The 17,587-nt window shown below is 63.3% G+C and carries 18 protein-coding genes; 5 read left to right on the forward strand and 13 right to left on the reverse strand.

Annotation, left to right across the window (positions count from 1 at the left end):
* Nucleotides 1–10: 10 nt before the first annotated feature.
* From LB569_RS11550 to LB569_RS11570, 5 genes are all read left to right on the forward strand, one after another.
* Nucleotides 11–847 (forward strand): metallophosphoesterase family protein, encoded by an 837-nt coding sequence (locus LB569_RS11550; RefSeq protein WP_224692377.1) that lies wholly within the window; start codon nucleotides 11–13, stop codon nucleotides 845–847.
* Complete coding sequence (locus LB569_RS11555; RefSeq protein WP_224692378.1) at nucleotides 844–2,001, forward strand: ABC transporter ATP-binding protein; 1,158 nt, start codon at nucleotides 844–846, stop codon at nucleotides 1,999–2,001. The genes LB569_RS11550 and LB569_RS11555 overlap by 4 nt, the downstream gene beginning before the upstream one ends.
* The gene (locus LB569_RS11560) at nucleotides 1,994–2,917 is read left to right on the forward strand and encodes a carbohydrate ABC transporter permease (protein ID WP_140702032.1); all 924 of its coding nucleotides are present in this window, start codon (nucleotides 1,994–1,996) and stop codon (nucleotides 2,915–2,917) included. Before LB569_RS11555 ends, LB569_RS11560 begins: the two co-directional genes overlap by 8 nt.
* Nucleotides 2,914–3,744 carry a carbohydrate ABC transporter permease gene (locus LB569_RS11565; protein ID WP_224542181.1) on the forward strand — a complete coding sequence of 277 codons (831 nt, stop codon included), beginning with the start codon at nucleotides 2,914–2,916 and terminating at the stop codon, nucleotides 3,742–3,744. Before LB569_RS11560 ends, LB569_RS11565 begins: the two co-directional genes overlap by 4 nt.
* A gap of 71 nt (nucleotides 3,745–3,815) precedes the next feature.
* Nucleotides 3,816–5,081 (forward strand): ABC transporter substrate-binding protein, encoded by a 1,266-nt coding sequence (locus LB569_RS11570; RefSeq protein WP_224692379.1) that lies wholly within the window; start codon nucleotides 3,816–3,818, stop codon nucleotides 5,079–5,081.
* Nucleotides 5,082–5,255: 174 nt separating this feature from the next.
* Here LB569_RS11570 and LB569_RS11575 read toward each other — a convergent pair whose 3' ends face one another.
* The 13 genes from LB569_RS11575 to LB569_RS11635 form a co-directional block, all read right to left on the reverse strand.
* On the reverse strand, nucleotides 5,256–6,539 hold the full coding sequence (locus tag LB569_RS11575; RefSeq protein ID WP_224692380.1) for a type II toxin-antitoxin system HipA family toxin: 1,284 nt from the start codon (nucleotides 6,537–6,539) through the stop codon (nucleotides 5,256–5,258).
* On the reverse strand, nucleotides 6,539–6,883 hold the full coding sequence (locus LB569_RS11580; protein WP_224542175.1) for a helix-turn-helix domain-containing protein: 345 nt from the start codon (nucleotides 6,881–6,883) through the stop codon (nucleotides 6,539–6,541). The genes LB569_RS11575 and LB569_RS11580 overlap by 1 nt, the downstream gene beginning before the upstream one ends.
* Nucleotides 6,884–7,012: 129 nt before the next feature.
* Complete coding sequence (locus tag LB569_RS11585; RefSeq protein ID WP_224692381.1) at nucleotides 7,013–7,897, reverse strand: amidohydrolase family protein; 885 nt, start codon at nucleotides 7,895–7,897, stop codon at nucleotides 7,013–7,015.
* Nucleotides 7,897–9,033, reverse strand: a complete 1,137-nt coding sequence (locus tag LB569_RS11590) for a vWA domain-containing protein (RefSeq protein WP_224692382.1) — start codon at nucleotides 9,031–9,033, stop codon at nucleotides 7,897–7,899. The genes LB569_RS11585 and LB569_RS11590 overlap by 1 nt, the downstream gene beginning before the upstream one ends.
* Before the next feature lie 199 nt (nucleotides 9,034–9,232).
* Nucleotides 9,233–10,111 carry an AAA family ATPase gene (locus LB569_RS11595; protein WP_140702020.1) on the reverse strand — a complete coding sequence of 293 codons (879 nt, stop codon included), beginning with the start codon at nucleotides 10,109–10,111 and terminating at the stop codon, nucleotides 9,233–9,235.
* 9 nt (nucleotides 10,112–10,120) lie between these two features.
* On the reverse strand, nucleotides 10,121–11,122 hold the full coding sequence (locus tag LB569_RS31820) for a xanthine dehydrogenase family protein molybdopterin-binding subunit (protein ID WP_135919316.1): 1,002 nt from the start codon (nucleotides 11,120–11,122) through the stop codon (nucleotides 10,121–10,123).
* Nucleotide 11,123: 1 nt separating this feature from the next.
* The gene (locus tag LB569_RS31825) at nucleotides 11,124–12,491 is read right to left on the reverse strand and encodes a xanthine dehydrogenase family protein molybdopterin-binding subunit (protein WP_263494474.1); all 1,368 of its coding nucleotides are present in this window, start codon (nucleotides 12,489–12,491) and stop codon (nucleotides 11,124–11,126) included.
* Nucleotides 12,492–12,617: 126 nt separating this feature from the next.
* Nucleotides 12,618–13,100 carry a (2Fe-2S)-binding protein gene (locus LB569_RS11610; RefSeq protein WP_224692383.1) on the reverse strand — a complete coding sequence of 161 codons (483 nt, stop codon included), beginning with the start codon at nucleotides 13,098–13,100 and terminating at the stop codon, nucleotides 12,618–12,620.
* 55 nt (nucleotides 13,101–13,155) lie between these two features.
* Nucleotides 13,156–13,956 (reverse strand): FAD binding domain-containing protein, encoded by an 801-nt coding sequence (locus tag LB569_RS11615; RefSeq protein WP_224692384.1) that lies wholly within the window; start codon nucleotides 13,954–13,956, stop codon nucleotides 13,156–13,158.
* An 11-nt stretch (nucleotides 13,957–13,967) separates the two neighbouring features.
* On the reverse strand, nucleotides 13,968–14,411 hold the full coding sequence (locus tag LB569_RS11620; RefSeq protein ID WP_224692385.1) for an SRPBCC family protein: 444 nt from the start codon (nucleotides 14,409–14,411) through the stop codon (nucleotides 13,968–13,970).
* Between the two features lie 114 nt (nucleotides 14,412–14,525).
* Nucleotides 14,526–15,353 (reverse strand): AraC family transcriptional regulator, encoded by an 828-nt coding sequence (locus tag LB569_RS11625; RefSeq protein WP_224692386.1) that lies wholly within the window; start codon nucleotides 15,351–15,353, stop codon nucleotides 14,526–14,528.
* A 169-nt stretch (nucleotides 15,354–15,522) separates the two neighbouring features.
* Complete coding sequence (locus tag LB569_RS11630; protein ID WP_140702014.1) at nucleotides 15,523–16,521, reverse strand: ABC transporter permease; 999 nt, start codon at nucleotides 16,519–16,521, stop codon at nucleotides 15,523–15,525.
* A gap of 61 nt (nucleotides 16,522–16,582) precedes the next feature.
* Nucleotides 16,583–17,326, reverse strand: coding sequence for an ATP-binding cassette domain-containing protein (locus LB569_RS11635; protein ID WP_224692387.1), 744 nt, complete (start codon nucleotides 17,324–17,326; stop codon nucleotides 16,583–16,585).
* Between the last annotated feature and the right edge of the window lie 261 nt (nucleotides 17,327–17,587).

A 17,587-nucleotide genomic window follows, 5' to 3' on the forward strand; every position in this document is an offset into this window, starting at 1 on the left:
TGGAGCCGGCATGAAAATCGTCCAGATCACCGATACCCATTTCAGCCCGACCAAGCCGCATTTCAACGGCAATTGGCAGCCGCTCGCGGCCTGGATCGAGCAGAGCGGCGCTGACCTCGTCGTCCATACCGGCGATCTGAGCGTTGACGGCGCCGACAAGGACGACGACATCAGCTTCTGCATGGATCTGATGCGGGAAATCTCGGTCCCGATGCTGCTCGTGCCCGGCAATCACGATGTCGGCCATCTGCCCGGCTCGCTGCAGCCGGTCAATGCGGAACGTCTTGAGCGCTGGCGCCGGCTGGTCGGTCCCGATTATTGGATGGAGGACGCCGGAAACTGGCGATTCATAGGGCTCGACAGCCTGTTGATGGGCTTTGACGATGCCGAGGACGAAAGCCAGTTCGAATGGCTGCGCGCGGCGCTGGAAAGCCGTAGCGGCCGACGCATCGCCATTTTCGCCCATAAGCCCTTATTCATCGATGAGCCGGGCGAGGGCGACACCGGTTACTGGAGCATCCGCCCGGCACAGCGCCGGCGTCTCTACGACCTGATCGCGGACCACGATGTCGCGCTGTTCGCCAGCGGGCACCTGCACCGGGCATGGCAAGGCAAATACCGAAACACTTCGCTGGTCTGGGGTCCGTCGGCGGCCTTTGTCGTCGGCGACATGGAGCGCGACATGCCGGGCGAGCGGCTGCTTGGCGCAGTCGTGCATGAATTCGGCGACACCGTCACCAGCGAGATCGTCGCCATCCCCGGCATGACCGTGCACGTCCTCGATGACGTGGTCGAGGAGGTTTACCCGCACGAGGCGCACAAGGTCCGCAAGAAAGTCGCATCATGAGCGCGCTCTCGCTTCGCGACTTGAAGAAGTCCTTCGGTGGCAACGCCATTCTGAACGGTGTCAGCCTCGATGTCGAAGCGGGCGAGTTCATCGCCCTGGTCGGTCCCTCGGGCTGCGGCAAGAGCACCTTGCTGCGCATTCTCGCCGGGCTCGATCATGCCGACAGCGGCGAGATCTTCGTCGGCGGCAGGGACATGTCGGCGGTCGCGGCGGCAGACCGCAACATCGCCATGGTGTTCCAGTCCTATGCACTCTACCCGCATCTGACGGCCGGCCAGAACATCGCGGTTCCCTTGGCCATGAAGCGGTTGAGCCGGACGCAGCGCCTGCCGCTGGTCGGTTCGTTCCTGCCAGGACAGAAAGAGATCCGCGCCGGCATTTCGCGGGATGTGCGCGAGATGGCGACCGTGCTCAAGATCGACCATCTGCTCGACCGGAGGCCTGGTCAGATGTCGGGTGGGCAGCGGCAGCGCGTGGCCTTGGCCCGTGCCATGGTGCGCCATCCCTCGATCTTCCTGATGGACGAACCGCTGTCCAACCTCGATGCCAATCTGCGCGTCCATGCGCGCGGCGAGATCGTCGAACTGCACCGCCGCGCCGGCGTGCCGACGCTCTATGTGACGCATGACCAGGCCGAAGCGCTGTCGATGGCCGACCGCGTGGCTGTCATGATCGGCGGCAATCTGCTGCAACTCGCCGCGCCCGAGGCGATCTACAACGATCCCGCCCATATCGAGGTCGCCCGTTTCGTCGGCCAGCCGAGGATCAACGTCCTGCCAGCGGCCGCCGACGCCGGCCGTGTCGATTTCCAAGGCATCCGGCTTGCCCTGCTGGAGAAGGTGGCGAACGGCCCGATCAGCCTCGGCATCCGGCCTGAATTCGTCAAACTTTCGCCCAACGGGCGGGGCGGACTTGCCGGGCGGCTGGAGCGCCTCGAATTCCTCGGGTCGGAAGTCATTGCCCATTGCCGGCTCGACGCGTCCGGCGACACCGTCATCGCCAAGCTCGCACCGCATGAGGCGAGGGACCTGATTGCGGGAATGCCGGTGGGTATCCTTCTGTCCCCTGAACAGGCCATGGTCTTCGGGCCGGAGGGACGGCGGCTGCGTACGGCAAGTGCCGCGCCGGCACGGCAGGAGCCGGCCTATGTCTAGCATCGCGCTGGCGGGTAATGTCTCCAGCGTCGCGGCATTTCACAGGCGCAGCGAGGACCGTACCGCCTGGTTGCTGGCGGCTCCGGCGATCGTGCTGTTGCTGCTGTTCGTGCTGTTGCCGGTGGCTGCCGTCATCTTCCTCGGCTTCACCGATTTCGAACTCGGCTATGGCAAATTCCGCCTGGTCGGCTTCGAGAACTACGCCCATCTGATCACCGATCGAACCTTTCGCAAATCATTGTGGAACACATCGGTCTATACGGCGATCGTCGCACCGGTCTCGATCATCCTCGGTCTCGGCGTCGCCCTGCTGATCGAAGGCGAACCGCGTGCGCGCGGCTTCTTCCGCACCGTCTATTTCCTGCCGGTGGCGTCGCTGATCGTCGCCATGGCGACCGTCTGGCAATATCTCTTCCATCCGACGATCGGGCCGATCAACGAGTTGCTTGCGCTGGTCGGCATTCCCGGTCCGAACTGGCTCGGCGCCTCGAACACCGTGCTTTACAGTCTGTCGATCATCGGCGTCTGGCAGTCGGTCGGCTTCAACATGGTGCTGTTCCTGGCCGGCCTGACGGCGATCCCGCGCGAACTTTACGCCGCCGCTCATGTCGACGGCGCGAAATCGGCGCTCGACCGGTTCTTCCTGGTCACCTGGCCGATGCTCGGGCCAACGACGCTGTTCGTCGTCACCATCAGCATCACCAATGCGGTTAAGGTTTTCGAGACGGTGAAGATGCTGACCGATGGCGGCCCCAACAAGGCCTCCGAAGTGCTGCTGTTCACCATCTACCAGGAAGGCTTCGTCTATCTGCGCGTCGGCTATGCCTCGGCGATGACGGTCGTCTTCCTGGCGATCCTGGTCGTGCTGATGCTTCTCCAATACCGCGTGCTCGACCGGCGGGTGCATTACACATGACCAGCCTGCCTGCCGGCCGCATCATCCGCTTCGCGCTGCTTTCGCTTGGCGCGCTGATGATCCTCGCGCCCTACATCTTCATGATCTCGACGGCGGGCAAGACGCAGAGCGACATCTTCACCTCGTCGCTGTCGCTCATCCCCGAGCACTTCTACTTCGCCGAGAATTTCGCCAAGGCGTTTGCCAAGGTGCCGATGGCAACGCTGCTGTGGAATGGCGTCATCGTGTGCGGCCTGATCTTCTTCTTCCAGGTGCTGGTCGCCATCCCCTGCGCCTACGCCATGGCCAAGCTGAAATTCCGCGCCGCGCGATTGATGATGGTGCTGGTCATGCTCGGCCTGCTGGTGCCGATCCACGCCACCGCGCTGCCGCTCTATGTCGCCTTCGACCGCATGTCGCTCTTGAACAGCTATACCTCGCTGGTCGCGCCCTTCACCATTTCGGTGTTCGCAATCTTCATGTTCCTGCAGTTCTTCCGCGCCATGCCGGACGATCTCATCCACGCGGCGCGGCTCGACGGCATGTCCGAACTCGGCATCGTCGCCCGCGTCATCGTTCCCAACGCCTGGCCGGCGGTCACCGCCTTCGCGATCTTCTCGGTGGTCGCGCACTGGAACGATCTCTACTGGCCGCTGATCGTGGTCAGCAAGCAGGCCTACGCCACGCCGCCGCTCGGCCTGATGTATTTCCGCGCCGCCGAGGCCGGCGACGACTACGGCGCGCTGATGGCCGCCACGATGATCATCACCCTTCCACTCGTCGTCGCCTTCCTGTTCGCACAGAAGCGCTTCGTCGAGGGCATCACCATGACCGGCCTCAAAGGCTGAGCTTGCCAACAACTGACTGGGCCAACAACTGACTGGGCCAACAACTGACTGGCCAAAAAGGAGCACGAGCAATGAAGCATTTTTCCAGGATTTTCGCCGCGGCGGCGGTGTCGCTTGCGGCGGCCCTTCCGGCCTATGCCGAGACGACGCTGACAGTTCATTATCCGATGCCCGGCTTCTTCAAGAACGTGATGGACACGATCTCGAAGAAGTTCATGGAAGAAAATCCCGACATCAAGATCCAGTTCGCCAGCCCGTCGGCGACCTATGAGGAGGGCATCCAGACCATCCTTCGCCAGGCCGGCACCGACGAGATGCCCGACATCACCTTTATCGGCCTCAATCGCCTGCGCATGCTCAACGAGCGCGACGTTGCCGTCGATCTTGGCCCATTGGTCAAGAAGGAAGGCAACATGGCGGAGCTCGGCTTCTCCGACACCATCCTGAAGCTGGCGCAGGTCAACGGCAAGCAGGTCGGCCTTGCCTTCGCCACCTCGAACCCGATCATGTATTACAATGCCGACCTGGTGAAGGCCGCCGGCGGCGACCCGGACAATCCGCCCAAGACCTGGGATGAGGTGATCGCGCTCGGCGGCAAGATCAAGGCGCTCGGCAATGGCGTCGACGGCATCGACTTCCGCTGGCAGGGCGACGATTGGATGTTTTCGGCGCTGCTGTTCGGCGCCGGCGGCAAGATGCTGAACGAAGATGAAAGCAAGGTAGCCTTCAACGGGCCGGAAGGCGAGAAGGCGATGGAGATCCTGGAGCGGATGGTGAAGGAGGGCGGCATGCCGGTCTTCACCAAGCCGGCTGGCGAGCAGGCTTTCGCGGCCGGCAAGGTCGGCTTCGAATTCCAGACCACCGGCGCGCTGGTCAATACCATCAAGAATGTCGGCGACAAGTTCCCGCTGCGCACGGCCAAGATCCCGCTGATCGACCCGGTCAACGGCCATCTGCCGACCGGCGGCAACGCCGTGGTCATCCTGACCAAGGACGCCGCCAAGCAGGACGCCGCCTGGAAGTTCGCGAAGTTCGCCGCCGGTCCTTATGGCGCGTCTGTCGTTGTGCCCGGCACGGGCTATGTCCCCAACAATGAACTGGCGGCGAAGTCGCCGGAATATCTCGGCGATTTCTACAAGAAGAACCCGCTGTTCCAGGCCGGCCTCAGCCAGATGCCGCTGATGGTTCCGTGGTATGCTTTCCCCGGCACCAACGGTGTGAAGGTGACGCAGACCATCGTCGACAATCTGTCGCGGATCGTCGACCAGTCGGCAACGCCCAAGGAAGCGCTCGCCGACGCGGCAAGCGACGTCGAAGGCATGCTGCCGACGCAGTGAGGGGATGGCATGGTGCGGCCGCGCCAGTGCGGCGCGGCTGTACCCAAGGGCATGACCGACGTGAGTATGGCGAACTGGTGCCGATTATAGACTGGCATGACAAGGCAACCACTTGGTGAGGCTGATGCAGATCCTGGTCGATCCTGAATTCGAGATGAAAAGCTGATTTGGCGCCTACCGTCTTGTCTCCTGCACCAGGGCAAGTGTGTCCAAGCGGTTGACGATTTGATTGGCCCGCGTTTGCTCCAGGAGATCAAAACATGCTCTGGGCCATAGCTCGAGAGCTTTCTTGACGACAGCTTTCATGTCCCTCTCGATCCAGTCGGGGTCGAGCTTCAGGAATTCGGCAACACGCCGAAACCGTTTGAAGGTGACATTCGCGAATGCGTGTGTACCTGCAAACCGAAGTGCCAGATCGTCATTGGGTGCATAGAAAATGGTCGGAACAATATCGTAAGCCGGCGAAAGTCTTATCTCGCGATTGTCGGGAAACCAGAATGACCAGTTCTTGAGATGATCGTCTCCGTTTCCGATCAGGACGTCGGCAACGATCCGGCGAAATCCCTCCATAACGTCGGCCCGCCAGTCGGTGCTGAAGCGGCGGATAATGTTGAGGATGGTTTCGTAGGTGGCCATCGTATATTTACGCTCTCCAGTGGCCCCAACGATCTGGGCCGCATCTTCCATATGGATGCGCTGTTCTTCACCTGGCCGGTCGAAACGATCGGCAACGAAGGCCTGCTTGCCGCCTTCGAGAAAGGACGCCGGAATGGATTCGATGGCGCTGGTTGGGATGAGGCGACAATCCGCTGTGTTGACGCCAATCATCCGCGAAAGGGTCATGGCGGCAAATTCCGCCTCTGGCAAACCAGGATATCGAGGGGTAGGCACCTTCAATATACAGCGACTTTCTCCGGCCCTCGCCGGGACAGTGAGACGGTCGCCTATAGCCAGGGCGCCGAATTTCAGCTGCACGCCAGCGAGTGAGAATTTCACAACACCCTCTGGGCGCACGAGATCAATGCCTTGAGCATTTTCGAGACGAAGCGGCCCGGCCGAAGCGGATGGCCCAGTTTCCGGCGTGGCTAGAACCGCGCCTGGCAAATCCGCACCAAGTCGTGTCAGCAAATCGAATTGGTCATGATTTCCTGGTCCCATCTCAGTCATAACCAGGTCGCGTAGGGCCCCTTCGGGGAGCAGTCCGGAAAACCACGGGGGCAAATAGCCGTGAAGGCCTATCTTGTCGCCGCGCGCCGCAAGCCGTGCCCGTGTGGCTTCTTCGTCACCCGGCACCACCCAGGCGAGGCTGAGAATGGGTCGATCCGGATTTCTCAGATAGGCCTCGTCGACCACGAAGGTGGTGGCTCTGTCGCGGTCGCGCGTCAGGGTTCCCACGCGGATTCTTTTGCCGTGCCGATCCAAAAGATACACACCCAGAACCGCGGCTGACTCCACCATTACTTGTCCCCGTCATCGGACAGGTCGACGAACACGTCTTCGAAAGCGGTGGATTGGCCGGATGATGTCTCCCGCTCCACCCTCTTGGAGGAAATCAATTCGCGTGCGGCGGCAAGCTTGGAATTGGGTACAAGCAATGGCGTCAGGTCAAGAGCGTCACAGATATCGACCAGCAGGGAGAGCCTGTCTCGTCCGATGCGCTCTTTGGCAAGGTCGCGTTCCAGCTCGGAAATACGTGCACGGTCCCGCCCCAGTCGTTCGGCAAGAGCTGGCTGTGTTAATTGCCGACGCTGCCTGGCTTCCTTGATTTGAGCTCCAAGGGATTGAAAAATCGACTGAGGCATGCGCTTTTCCGCTTTTTAAAGAAGCGGGATTACGCATATTTTATCATCAGAAAGATGTCAAGCGGAATTCCGCTCTTGTATGGAAATAAGAGCGGAATTCCGCACTTCAGCGAAAGCCGTAAGCCCGGTTCAGGGCCGGTAGATCCGCTCAGCCGTGTTCCAGAAGATATCCGCCTCGGCGGCCGCGCCATGTCTGGTCACGGCATCGCGGTGCGCCTTGATCAGCTCGGCGTGGCTGGTCCATAGTTTCTCGATGGGAAAATTCGAGCCGAACATCAGGTGATCGGCGCCCAATATTTCGATTGCGTTGTCGACGATATAGGCGATCAGCGCCGGGTCGTTGCGGTGGACGAAGGTGCCGAGGCCAGAGAGCTTGGCATGGAAATTCGGTGCCGCTGACAGCATGCGCAGGCCGGCCTTCCAGGCCTCTGTGGTTTCCGGTTCCATGCCGGTCAGCATGCCGGCATGGGTGAGAATGAAATTGGTTTGCGGGTTTTCGCCGACCAGCGTCAGTCCGTCCTTCATCTGGGCGGGGAACAACTGCAGGTCGAATGATAGTCCGTAATCCTTCAGCCTCGCCACATTGGCGCGCACCTTCGGATCGATGACCTGATCGGCCGAGGCAGCGAAGCGGAAGGCTGGCGTCTCGTGCCAGTGCAGTTGCATGCGCACGCCGCGCAGCAGCCTGTATTTCATCAGCCGATCGATCTGCGGCCTGACATCGTCGACCGTCATGTCGGCATAGCCGACAATGGCGTGCGGCCAGCCGGTCTCGTCAGCCGTCTTCTGCAGGAAGGCGACTTCCTTCTCGAAATCCTCCTTGGCCCAATTGGTCTGGACATAGACGGCCTTCTCGACGCCAGAACCTTGCTGGTCGGCGAGAAACTCCTCGATCGGATAATCGCGGCGGATCGGCTCGTAGGGGCCGAAGATGCGCGGCACCATCGGCCCGACCAGCCAGGGCTGGTCCTGCTGGCGCCAGATGTGGAAATGCGCGTCGATGGCTTTCTGCATCAGGATACCCTTTTCCAGAGTGTCGCAGCCGCCGGGGCAGGGCGGGCAAGCGACAGGATGAAATCGGTGAGACCGGCAAGTGACGAACCGTCGACCAGATCGTCGAGCACTGGCAGGATGGCGCTGAGCGCGGCGGTTTCCGGCCGGAAGCGAGGGTCGCCGGCCAAAGGGGTCGCCAGCGACAGCCGGAAGGCGCGGGCGCTCAGCCGGCGGATGGCCGTTTCCAGTTCGGCATGGCCGCCGCGCTCCAGCGCGTCGGACAGGATGACGACGGCCGCGCCGCGCGCGAAGGACGAGAAGCGCGGCACCGAGAGGAAGGCGAGCAGTGTCGGCCCCATACGGGTGCCGCCGTCCCAGTCGTCGACCTGCGCGGCGGCGCGCGCCAGCGCCTGATCGCGGTCGCGGAGGCGCAACGCGGCCGTGATGCGGGTCAGCCGCGTGCCGAAGGTGAAGATTTCCGCCCGGTCAGCACCCTGCACGGCGGCATGCGCCAACTTGAGATAGTCCGCCGTGTGCAGCTTCATCGAGCCCGAGACGTCGATGAGGATCAGCAGCTTGCGCGGCACGGTCTGGCGGCGGCGCAGCAGCGGCGAGGGGACATCGCCATCGGCACTGACGATTTCGCGCAGCGATCGGCGCAGGTCGAGCTTGCCGCGCGAATGGGTACGCACCGTGCGGAAGGAGCGGCGCGCGGGCAGGGCAGCGGAAAGCTTGCGTTGAAAGGCGACCAGCCTGCCGTCGTCGCGCCGGAAGTCGCGGGTGCTTAGCTGCTCCAGCGCCGAGGACAGTTCGCCACCTTCTTGACTGTGCTCGGCGTCGATCCGCTCGTCGTCGGCGCCGCCATCATCCTTGATGCGGGTCTCCTCGTCGGCTTCGCCTTCGACCACGGCTGATGTGTTGCCATGGAAATAGCTTTGGAAATGAGCCTCGAACTCGTCGCGGCGATCCGGTGGCGGCGCCAGCGTGGCAAGGGCGGCCTCGCGGATATCGGCCATCGAGCGGGGGCCGAGCAGGGTCACGGCTTGCATGAAGTTGGAGACTTGTTCGGGGGCAATGGCGAAACCGTAGCGGCGCAGCAACCGGGCGAAGCCGAGGAAGGCAGCCGCGGCGCGGGGCAAGCTTGTTTCCCGCATCATTTCGTGGCGCCCCCCTCTGTCCTGCCGGACATCTCCCCCTCTAGGGGGGAGATTGGCAGCTTCGATGCTTCGCCTGGTTCCGCGATGTCGCGAATTAGCGAAAGCCGGGATGACAGCCGATCTCCCCCCTTGAGGGGGAGATGTCCGGCAGGACAGAGGGGGGCGCTGTCCCGCCAGCGTTGCCCAATGAGGTCCCGGCTCACCCCAGCGCCTCCTCGACAATCCGGCCAAGCTCCGGCGCGATGTAGGAAAGGTCTTCCTCGTCCTTGATCAGCACGCCGATGGCGCGGCGGAAGGCTTCCGGCCAGGGGCTGCCGCCTTTTTCGAGGATGGTCGCGGCATTGGCCCATTCGACCGCCTCGGCGATACCCGGCGGCTTGGCCAGCGGGCGGGCACGGATGGTCTGTACCGCCGCCGCCACGGCACGCGCGGTGTCTTCAGCCACATCGCCGGCGCGCAGCATGATGATCGCGGCCTCGCGCTCGGCGTCGGGATAGCCGATCCAGTGATAGACGCAGCGGCGGCGCAGCGCCTCGGCAAGTTCGCGGGTGCGGTTCGACGTCAGGATGACGATCGGCTGTGCCTCGGCGCGGATCGTGCCGCGCTCGGGAATGCTGATCTGGAAATCGGAGAGGAATTCGAGAAGCAGCGCTTCGAACTCATGGTCGGAACGGTCGATCTCGTCGACCAGCAGCACGCGCTGCCGCGGCGCCTTCAGCACCTGCAGCAGCGGCCGGGCAATCAGGAAACGGTCGTCATAGATGTCGATCTCTTGCTCGCCGGCATGGCGGATGGCGAGCAGCTGGCGCTGATAATTCCATTCGTAGAGCGCGTGCGCGGCGTCGATGCCTTCATAGCATTGCAGCCGCACCAGATCGCGGCCGAGCAGTTGGGCGATCGCCTTGGCCGCTTCCGTCTTGCCGACGCCCGGCGCGCCTTCGAGCAGCAGCGGCTTGCCCAGCCGGATGGCGAGAAAGATGGCGGTGGCGAGGCTGTCGTCGGCGAGATAGCGCGAGGCGGCAAGATGCTGAGCCACCGCCTCCGGTGACGTCGCGACAGCCTCGTTGACATCAGGCATTTCGGGCACTCAGTTCGCTTGCGCCTTCAGCGCGCGCAAAATGCGCTCGGGCGTGATCGGCAGCGTGTCGATGCGCACGCCGACGGCGTCGAAGACGGCGTTGGCGACAGCGGGGATCTGCGGGTTGGCGCACATTTCGCCCGGACCCTTGGCGCCATAAGGTCCGTCGGCGGACGGCCGCTCCAGGACGATGATTTCGGTTTCGGCGAGGTCGCCGGGGCCGGGCATCAGGTACTGGTTGAAGTCGGTGCCGCCATGGTCGCGGTTGGGATAGTAAGGCTCGGTCGTCTCGTAGAGAGCGTGGCTGATGCCCATCCAGGAGCCGCCGACGAGCTGTTGCTCGACCATTTTCGGGTTCAGCGCGCGGCCGATCTCGAAGACGTTCTTCACGGTGAGCACGGTCACTTCGCCGGTCTCGTCGTCGACCTCGACTTCCGCGACCGTGCAGGCATGCGCGTAGCAGGTCGACGGCTTCATCGCACCGGTTTCCTTCTCCGGATAGGAGCGCGGGATCAGGAACATGCCGCGCCCTGATATGGAGCGGCCGCGCTTGAAATGCGCCGACAGCGCGACGTCGAAAATCGAGATCGACTTTTGCGGCGCACCCTTGACCAGTATGTTGCCCTGGCCATCGGTTTCGAGGTCGGAAGCATTCACTTCCAGCTCTTCGGCCGCCACTTCCAGCATCACCTGACGCGCTTCCTTGGCGGCCTGGATGACGGCATTGCCGGCGCGGTGGGTGCCGCGCGAGGCGAAGGTGCCCATGCAGTGCGGGCCGGTATCGGTGTCGGCGGTGTCGACGACGACACGGTCGGTCGGCACGCCGATCGTCTCGGCGCAGATCTGCGCCATGATCTGCTTCATGCCCTGGCCGAGATCCACGCTGGACAGCGTCACCATGAAATTGCCGGTCGGGGTCGAATGCACCAGCGCCTGGGTCGGGTCGCCGCCGAGGTTCATGCCGGTGGGATAGTTGATCGCGGCAACGCCGCGTCCGCGCCTGATCGCCATCTCAGGTTCCCTTCACGTAGGAGGACATCGCCATGTATTTCTCAGCCACCGGCCAGTTGGCGGCGCGCGAGGCTTCCTGCATGCACTCGATCAGCGCTGCCCCCTCCGTCGGCTGGCGATGCGCCTTCATGTCGCCGTCGCGATAGGCGTTGATGAAGCGGAATTCGAGCGGGTCCATGCCGATCAGCCGCGCCAGCTTGTCCATCTGCACCTCCAGCGCGAAGTCGCCGATGGTGACGCCGAAGCCGCGCATGGCCGAGGATGGCGTGCGGTTGGTGTAGACGCAGTAGGTGTCGATCCAGACATTGGGGATGGTGTAGGGGCCGGGATAATGGCCCGCACCCTTCTGCGCGCCATAGGGCGAGTGGCGCGAATAGGCGCCGGCATCGGTATAGCCGGTGACCTTTCGGGCGACGATGCGTCCGTCCTTCATGACGCCGTCCTTGATGACGACCTTTTCGGCCGCGCGCGGCGACGAAATCTGCATCTCCTCCTCGCGGCTGTAGACAAAACAGACCGGTCGTCCGGTTAATTTCGCGCCGAGGATAGCGATCGGCTCGACGATGACGTCGACCTTGCCGCCGAAACCGCCGCCGACCGTGCCGCCGACGAAATGCAGCTTCGAGCCCGGCATCTGCAGGATGATCGAAGTGTTGTCCAAGGTGAAGAACATCGCCTGCGTGTTGGTGTGGCAGGTGAAGCGGTCATTGCCCTCTGGCACGACGATACAGCCGGTGGTCTCTGTCGGCGCGTGTTCGATGGGGGAAGATTGATAGCTTTGCTCCAGCACGTGATCGGCCTCGGCAAAGCCCGCCTCGACATCGCCGAAGCGCACCTTGCGGCACTCGCCGCTGTCATAGAGGTAATAATTCTGGCCGTGATATTCGTTGACGATCGGCGCGCCGGGCTTCAGCGCCTCCTCCATGTCGAAGACCGCCGGCAGCACTTCGTAGTCGACCTTGACCTTGGCGGCGGCTTCCTGGGCGGCCCGCTCGGTTTCGGCCAGCACAGCCACCACGGCCTCGCCCTTCCAGCGCACCTTGCCGTCGGCCAGCACCGTCTCATCCTCGGGTCCGACCTGGATCAGGATCAGGATGGTGTAGACATTGTGCGGCACGTCCTTGGCCGTCAGCACCTTGACCACGCCCGGATGCTTCTCGGCCTCCGATGTGTCGATCGAGCGGATGCGGGCATGGTGGTGCGGACTGCGCACCATCTTCAGGTGCAGCATGCCGGGGAAATTGCGGTCGGCGAAAAAGGCGGTCTTGCCGGTGACATGGCCAGGCGAATCCGAGCGTGGCCGGGCCTGGCCGATCTCGTGCAGATCGTCCTTGCGGACATCGGCGAAGTAGCTCTTGCGCAGTTCCATTGTTTTGGTCCTTCAGAGCATGATGCCGAAAAGTGTGAAGCGGTTTTCGGGCGACATCATGCTCTATCTCTTTGATTTAGAGCCGGATTCAGATTTCAGGTCTGTTCGACCAGAAATCATCCGGCTCTAGGCCGCGTTCTGCGAGTTGGCACGGGCGGCGGTGAGCACCGCCTGGATGATCGGCTCGTAACCGGTGCAACGGCAGATGTTGCCCGACAGCGCCTCGACGACCTCGTCGCGGCTGGGATTGGGCGTATGGTCGAGCAGCACCTTGGCCGCCATGATCATGCCCGGCGTGCAGAAGCCGCATTGCGTGGCGAATGCATCGAGAAAAGCGCGTTGCAGCGGGTGCAGCACGCCGCCTTCGGCAAGGCCCGATGTGGTGGTGATGGCGGCACCGTTGCAGGTCTCGGCCAATGTCAGGCAAGACAGCCTGAGTTCGCCGTCGACGATGACGGAGCAGGCGCCGCACGTTCCCTGGTGGCAGCCGCCCTTCGGCGAGGTGTCGCCGATCTTGTCGCGCAGGGCGTTGAGCAGCGTCGTGCCGCTGTCGATGAATTCGGCCTTTTCAGAGCCGTTGAGCGTGAATTGAACCGGGACCTTTGCCATTCTTCCTCCTTGCGCGCCTGCCCCGCGGGGCAAGCGCGCGCCCCCCGACGTGTTTTCAGGCCAACCCAAGCAGCAGCCGGCCAAGATGGACCGGCAGCACCTCGGCGCGATACCAGGCGCTGGCGATTGGATCGGTGATCGGCGCGGTGCCTTCACCCGCGGCGGCCAGCGCCGGTGCTATGCCATCCGGGTCGAGCATCCTGCCGATCAGCGCTTTTTCCGCTGCCTTGGCGCGCACCGGCCGATCGGCCATGCAGCCGAGCGCGATCCGCGCCGAGGACACGGTCCCGTCCCCGGCCTGTTCCAGAACGACGGCGATGCTCAGCACCGAGACGCCCTTGGGCTTGACCCGCGACACTTTGAGGAAGCGGAAGCTGTCGGCCCTCGGAAGCGTCAAGCTCACCGATGTGACGATGGCGCGACTGTCGCCCCGTCCGGCCAGGAAGGTCTCGATGGGGCGTTCACCGTCATCAGTGCCGACCGCTGCATCGAGCGCCAGCAGGGCGACGGCGAAATCGCCATAGGGCGCTGGCGCGAACAGATTGCCGCCGACGGTCGCCATGTTGCGGATCGCCGGCCCGCCGACGGCGCGCGCGGCCTTGGCCACCGAGCCGAGTTCCGGATGGCGGGCGAGCTCAGCCATGGTCACCGAGGCGCCGATGCGGACCTTGCCGCCGCCGACGTCGATGGCCGACAGGGCCGGGTCGGTCGACATGACAAGGCCGGAGACCGAGACGTCGCCTTCATTGGCCGCGCGGACCACGAGTGTACCGCCGCCGAGGTAGCGCGTGCCTGCGGCCTTCAGCGCGCCATTGGCGTCCTTTACCGTGGCAAAAGTCTGCAGTGCCAGCGCCATGGCCCGCTCCTTCAGCTCTGACCGGCGAAATGGTTTTTCAGGGCATTGAAGCCGCCTTGAAAAACATTGGTTCCCATGCCTTCGGCCAGCTTGTCCGCCTCCTCGGGGGCGGCGTCGAAGCTGGCGGTCCATTCGGCATAGGTGCGGTCGCCGTCGGTGACGCGCCGGAGTTGCAGCGTCGCCTTGTGATTGGTGAGCGGCTGCGGCGTTTCCAGGATGGAATAGCTGACGAGGAAATCGTCATCGGAAAAGTCGAGCAGTTGTTCGCGCAGCCGCGCGCCGCTGGCGAGCTGGAAGTTGCGCACGCAGCCGATCGTACTGGCGTCCTTGCCGTCCTCGATATGGCTTTCGACCATGCGTGGATGCCATCCCGGCAGGTCGTTGAAGTCGCGTATGCGCGCCCAGACCTTTTCGACCGGCGCGTCGATGACGCTGGAGATGGTGACTTTGGGCATATGATGTTCCCTTGCCAATGATCGTTGCGGCAAGGGTAGGGCCCCTGAGCGGGCGGCGCTTATCAATGCGTCTTGAGCGTGTATCAACCAGTCTGAAAAACAGGGGCCGCCGGCTCAGGCCATTGCCCGCGCGGCCTCGCGGTAGAGCGTCGGCGGCACGCCGACATGGTCGCGGAAGAAGCGCGAGAAATTGCCCTGCGTGGTGAAGCCGAGATTGCAGGCGACGGAGATCAACGGCTCCCGCGACCACTGCAACTGCCGCACCGCTTCCTCCATGCGCAGCGTGTTCCAGTAGACATTGGGCGTCAGATTGGTCTGTTCCTTGAACAAAGAGAAGAAATGCGGCCTGGACAGGCCGACGGCACGCGCCACATCGTCGAACGAGATGCGCTCGCAGACATTGGCTTTCATCAACTGGATCGCCTTGCGGACGCGGAAATCCTGCATGGTGTTGATGCGGCCGCGCGCCTCCTGCGGGGCCGAGGCGTCGGCGGCATCGAGCACGGAGTCGATAAAGCGCTCGATCTCGTAATTGGCGATGTCGTCGACGCTTTCATTGTCGGTGAGATGGTCGAGCAGGCTGGCCGCGGCCTGGTGCAGCCACGGCTCGAGCGCGATCGCCGCCTGCGAAAACAACGGCGCGCTGGATGGCAAGTCGCGGCGGCGGCGGGCCCAGTCCGGGTCGATGTAGAAGGCCAGGAACAGACCCGGCCGGCCGTCCTGGGACAGGACGTGGCTATGCGGCTGCAGCGAATTGATGCCGGCGGCGGTACCTGGGCCGAGCCGGACGGTCTCGCGGCCGATGGTCATCTCGCCGGCGGTGCCTTCGAGCCAGATGATCAGATGCGCCTCGACATGGGCATGGGTGACGAAGTCGCTCGCGACATTCAGGACAGAAACATGTCCGAACCGGCCCCAGTAGAGCCTGATCGCTTCCGTCATGGGTATATCCTCCCGCAAGCGACTGGCCTCCCTTCGCCTGCAGGGGGATTGTGCGGCCGGTTTTCGGCATCCGTCAAGGTGTAGGCCGTTGGCCGGTCCCCAGGGCTCTCGGCTTCAGCCGATTTTCAGACTGAGCGATAGGAACCAGAACGAATAGCGCTTCGGGCTCTCAGTCGCTGCGCCTGAAATTGCGGATGCGGTCGAACAATACCGCCAGCAGGATGGCGCCGCCGATGAAAGTCCCTTGCCAGAAGGCGTTGATGCCGAGCAGGCCGAGGCTGTTGCGGATCACCTCGATCAACGCCGCGCCGACAATGGCGCCGAAGGCGGTGCCGACACCGCCGGCGAGGTCGGCGCCGCCGATGACGGTGGCGGCGATCACCTGCAGTTCCATGCCGTTGCCGAGATTGGTGGTGACGGCGCCAAGCCAACCGGTCTGGATGATGCCGGCAATGCCGGCCGATAGCGCCGAGATCATGTAGACGGCGACCTTGATCTGCTTCACCGGGACGCCGGTCAGCGTCGCCGCGTGCTCATTGCCGCCAATGGCGAAGATGTGCCGGCCGAACTTGGTCCAGCGCAGGATGAAGCCGGTGATCAGCGCCAGGATGATCATGTAGAGCACCGGATTGGCGATGCCGAACACCCAGGCGCCGCCGCCGAGTGCGAGAAGCTTCTGGTGATCCGGTCCGAACTGGAAGACGACGGTGTTGTTGGAGGCGACCATGGCAAGGCTGCGCGCGATCGACAGCATGCCGAGCGTCACCACGAAGGGTGGAAAGCCGAGATAGGCGATAAATATGCCGTTGAAGGCGCCGATGGCGAGCGCGGTGGCGATCGAGGCCAGGATGCCGATTTCGATCGAGTAACCGGCATGCATGGTTACCGCCAGCACCATCGACGACAGGCACAGCACCGAGCCGACCGACAGGTCGATACCGCCGGTGATGATGACGAAAGTCATGCCGAGCGCGACGATGGCGACGAAGGTGACGTTGCGGGTGATGTTGTAGAGGTTCTTCGATGTTGCGAAGGCGTCGGTGGCGAACGACAGGAAGATGCAGGCGAGGATGACGGCGATCACCACCCAGAAGGTCTGGGTGGAGAACAGCCGCGACAGGAAAGTATGCTGCTTCTGCGCGATCGTCTGATCAAGGGTGACTGCCATTATCGACCTTTCCTGCCGGCGGCGAGGCACGCCAGCCTGGTGAAATCCGGATTAGCCGCGCTCACGAGACCTGCTCGATGGCGCCGGTGATGAGCCCGGTGACCTCCTCGGGCGAGCTCGAGGCGATTGCCTTGTCGGCGACCTTGCGTCCCCGCCGCATGACGATGACGCGGTCGGCGACGTCGAACACGTCGGGCATGCGGTGGCTGATCAGCACCACCGCTATGCCTTGGTCGCGCAGATGGCGGATCAGGTTGAGCACTTCGGCCACTTGCCTGACCGAGATCGCCGCCGTCGGTTCGTCCATCAGCACGATCTTGGCCTGCGACAGCATGGTGCGGGCGATCGCAACCGCCTGGCGCTGGCCGCCCGACATCTGCTTGACGAGATCGCGCGGGCGGGTCTCGGACTTCAGCTCGGCGAAGAGCTGGCCGGCCCGCTTGTACATGGCCGCATAATCGAGGATGCGGAATGGGCCGACGCCGCGCCGCAGCTCGCGGCCGAGATAGACATTGGCGGCGGCCGTCAGATTGTTGCAGAGCGCAAGATCCTGGTGGACGATCTCGATGCCGTGCTGGCGGGCTTCCGCCGGCTTGTTCAGGACCAATTCCTTGTCGTCCATGCGCATGGTGCCATGGCTCGGGTGGAAATTACCGGCGATCATCTTGACCAGCGTCGACTTGCCCGCGCCATTGTCGCCCATCAGCCCGACGACCTGGCCGGGTTCGATCGACAGCGACACGTCGTTGACAGCCTGGATGGCGCCAAAATGCTTCGAGATGTTGGTGAGTTCGAGAACCGCCACCAGCCATGCCTCCCCATGCCTTGCCGCATGCCTTTTCCAGGCCGCGGCTCCTCTATCGTGCTCCCCATTCCTCCCGGAGGCAACGATCTTCGGCATTTACGCGAATGCCCGCGCGGGCGTCAATTGTCGAAATGTGCTATTTGTCAGACGAATAAGAGCATGCGGTTCCGAAAAATCCGTTTTGTAGGACAAATAGCAATTGACGTTGGCGTCGCGCCGTTATTAGTTGATGGTCGGAGAAAGATTTCCGGCCCCAGGCCA

The organism is Mesorhizobium sp. BH1-1-4, assembly GCF_020165665.1.
Classification (GTDB): Bacteria; Pseudomonadota; Alphaproteobacteria; order Rhizobiales; family Rhizobiaceae; genus Mesorhizobium.

Excerpts from the sequence above, each read along its gene's own strand:
- LB569_RS11610 (WP_224692383.1), bottom strand. The coding sequence starts at position 13,100 with ATGGCAAAGGTCCCGGTTCAATTCACGCTCAACGGCTCTGAAAAGGCC.
- LB569_RS11565 (WP_224542181.1), top strand. The coding sequence starts at position 2,914 with ATGACCAGCCTGCCTGCCGGCCGCATCATCCGCTTCGCGCTGCTTTCG.
- LB569_RS11575 (WP_224692380.1), bottom strand. The coding sequence starts at position 6,539 with ATGGTGGAGTCAGCCGCGGTTCTGGGTGTGTATCTTTTGGATCGGCAC.
- LB569_RS11595 (WP_140702020.1), bottom strand. The coding sequence starts at position 10,111 with ATGCCTGATGTCAACGAGGCTGTCGCGACGTCACCGGAGGCGGTGGCT.
- LB569_RS11580 (WP_224542175.1), bottom strand. The coding sequence starts at position 6,883 with ATGCCTCAGTCGATTTTTCAATCCCTTGGAGCTCAAATCAAGGAAGCC.
- LB569_RS11620 (WP_224692385.1), bottom strand. The coding sequence starts at position 14,411 with ATGCCCAAAGTCACCATCTCCAGCGTCATCGACGCGCCGGTCGAAAAG.
- LB569_RS11630 (WP_140702014.1), bottom strand. The coding sequence starts at position 16,521 with ATGGCAGTCACCCTTGATCAGACGATCGCGCAGAAGCAGCATACTTTC.
- LB569_RS11615 (WP_224692384.1), bottom strand. The coding sequence starts at position 13,956 with ATGGCGCTGGCACTGCAGACTTTTGCCACGGTAAAGGACGCCAATGGC.
- LB569_RS31820 (WP_135919316.1), bottom strand. The coding sequence starts at position 11,122 with ATGGCGATCAGGCGCGGACGCGGCGTTGCCGCGATCAACTATCCCACC.
- LB569_RS31825 (WP_263494474.1), bottom strand. The coding sequence starts at position 12,491 with ATGGAACTGCGCAAGAGCTACTTCGCCGATGTCCGCAAGGACGATCTG.
- LB569_RS11555 (WP_224692378.1), top strand. The coding sequence starts at position 844 with ATGAGCGCGCTCTCGCTTCGCGACTTGAAGAAGTCCTTCGGTGGCAAC.
- LB569_RS11550 (WP_224692377.1), top strand. The coding sequence starts at position 11 with ATGAAAATCGTCCAGATCACCGATACCCATTTCAGCCCGACCAAGCCG.
- LB569_RS11590 (WP_224692382.1), bottom strand. The coding sequence starts at position 9,033 with ATGATGCGGGAAACAAGCTTGCCCCGCGCCGCGGCTGCCTTCCTCGGC.
- LB569_RS11585 (WP_224692381.1), bottom strand. The coding sequence starts at position 7,897 with ATGCAGAAAGCCATCGACGCGCATTTCCACATCTGGCGCCAGCAGGAC.
- LB569_RS11570 (WP_224692379.1), top strand. The coding sequence starts at position 3,816 with ATGAAGCATTTTTCCAGGATTTTCGCCGCGGCGGCGGTGTCGCTTGCG.
- LB569_RS11625 (WP_224692386.1), bottom strand. The coding sequence starts at position 15,353 with ATGACGGAAGCGATCAGGCTCTACTGGGGCCGGTTCGGACATGTTTCT.
- LB569_RS11560 (WP_140702032.1), top strand. The coding sequence starts at position 1,994 with ATGTCTAGCATCGCGCTGGCGGGTAATGTCTCCAGCGTCGCGGCATTT.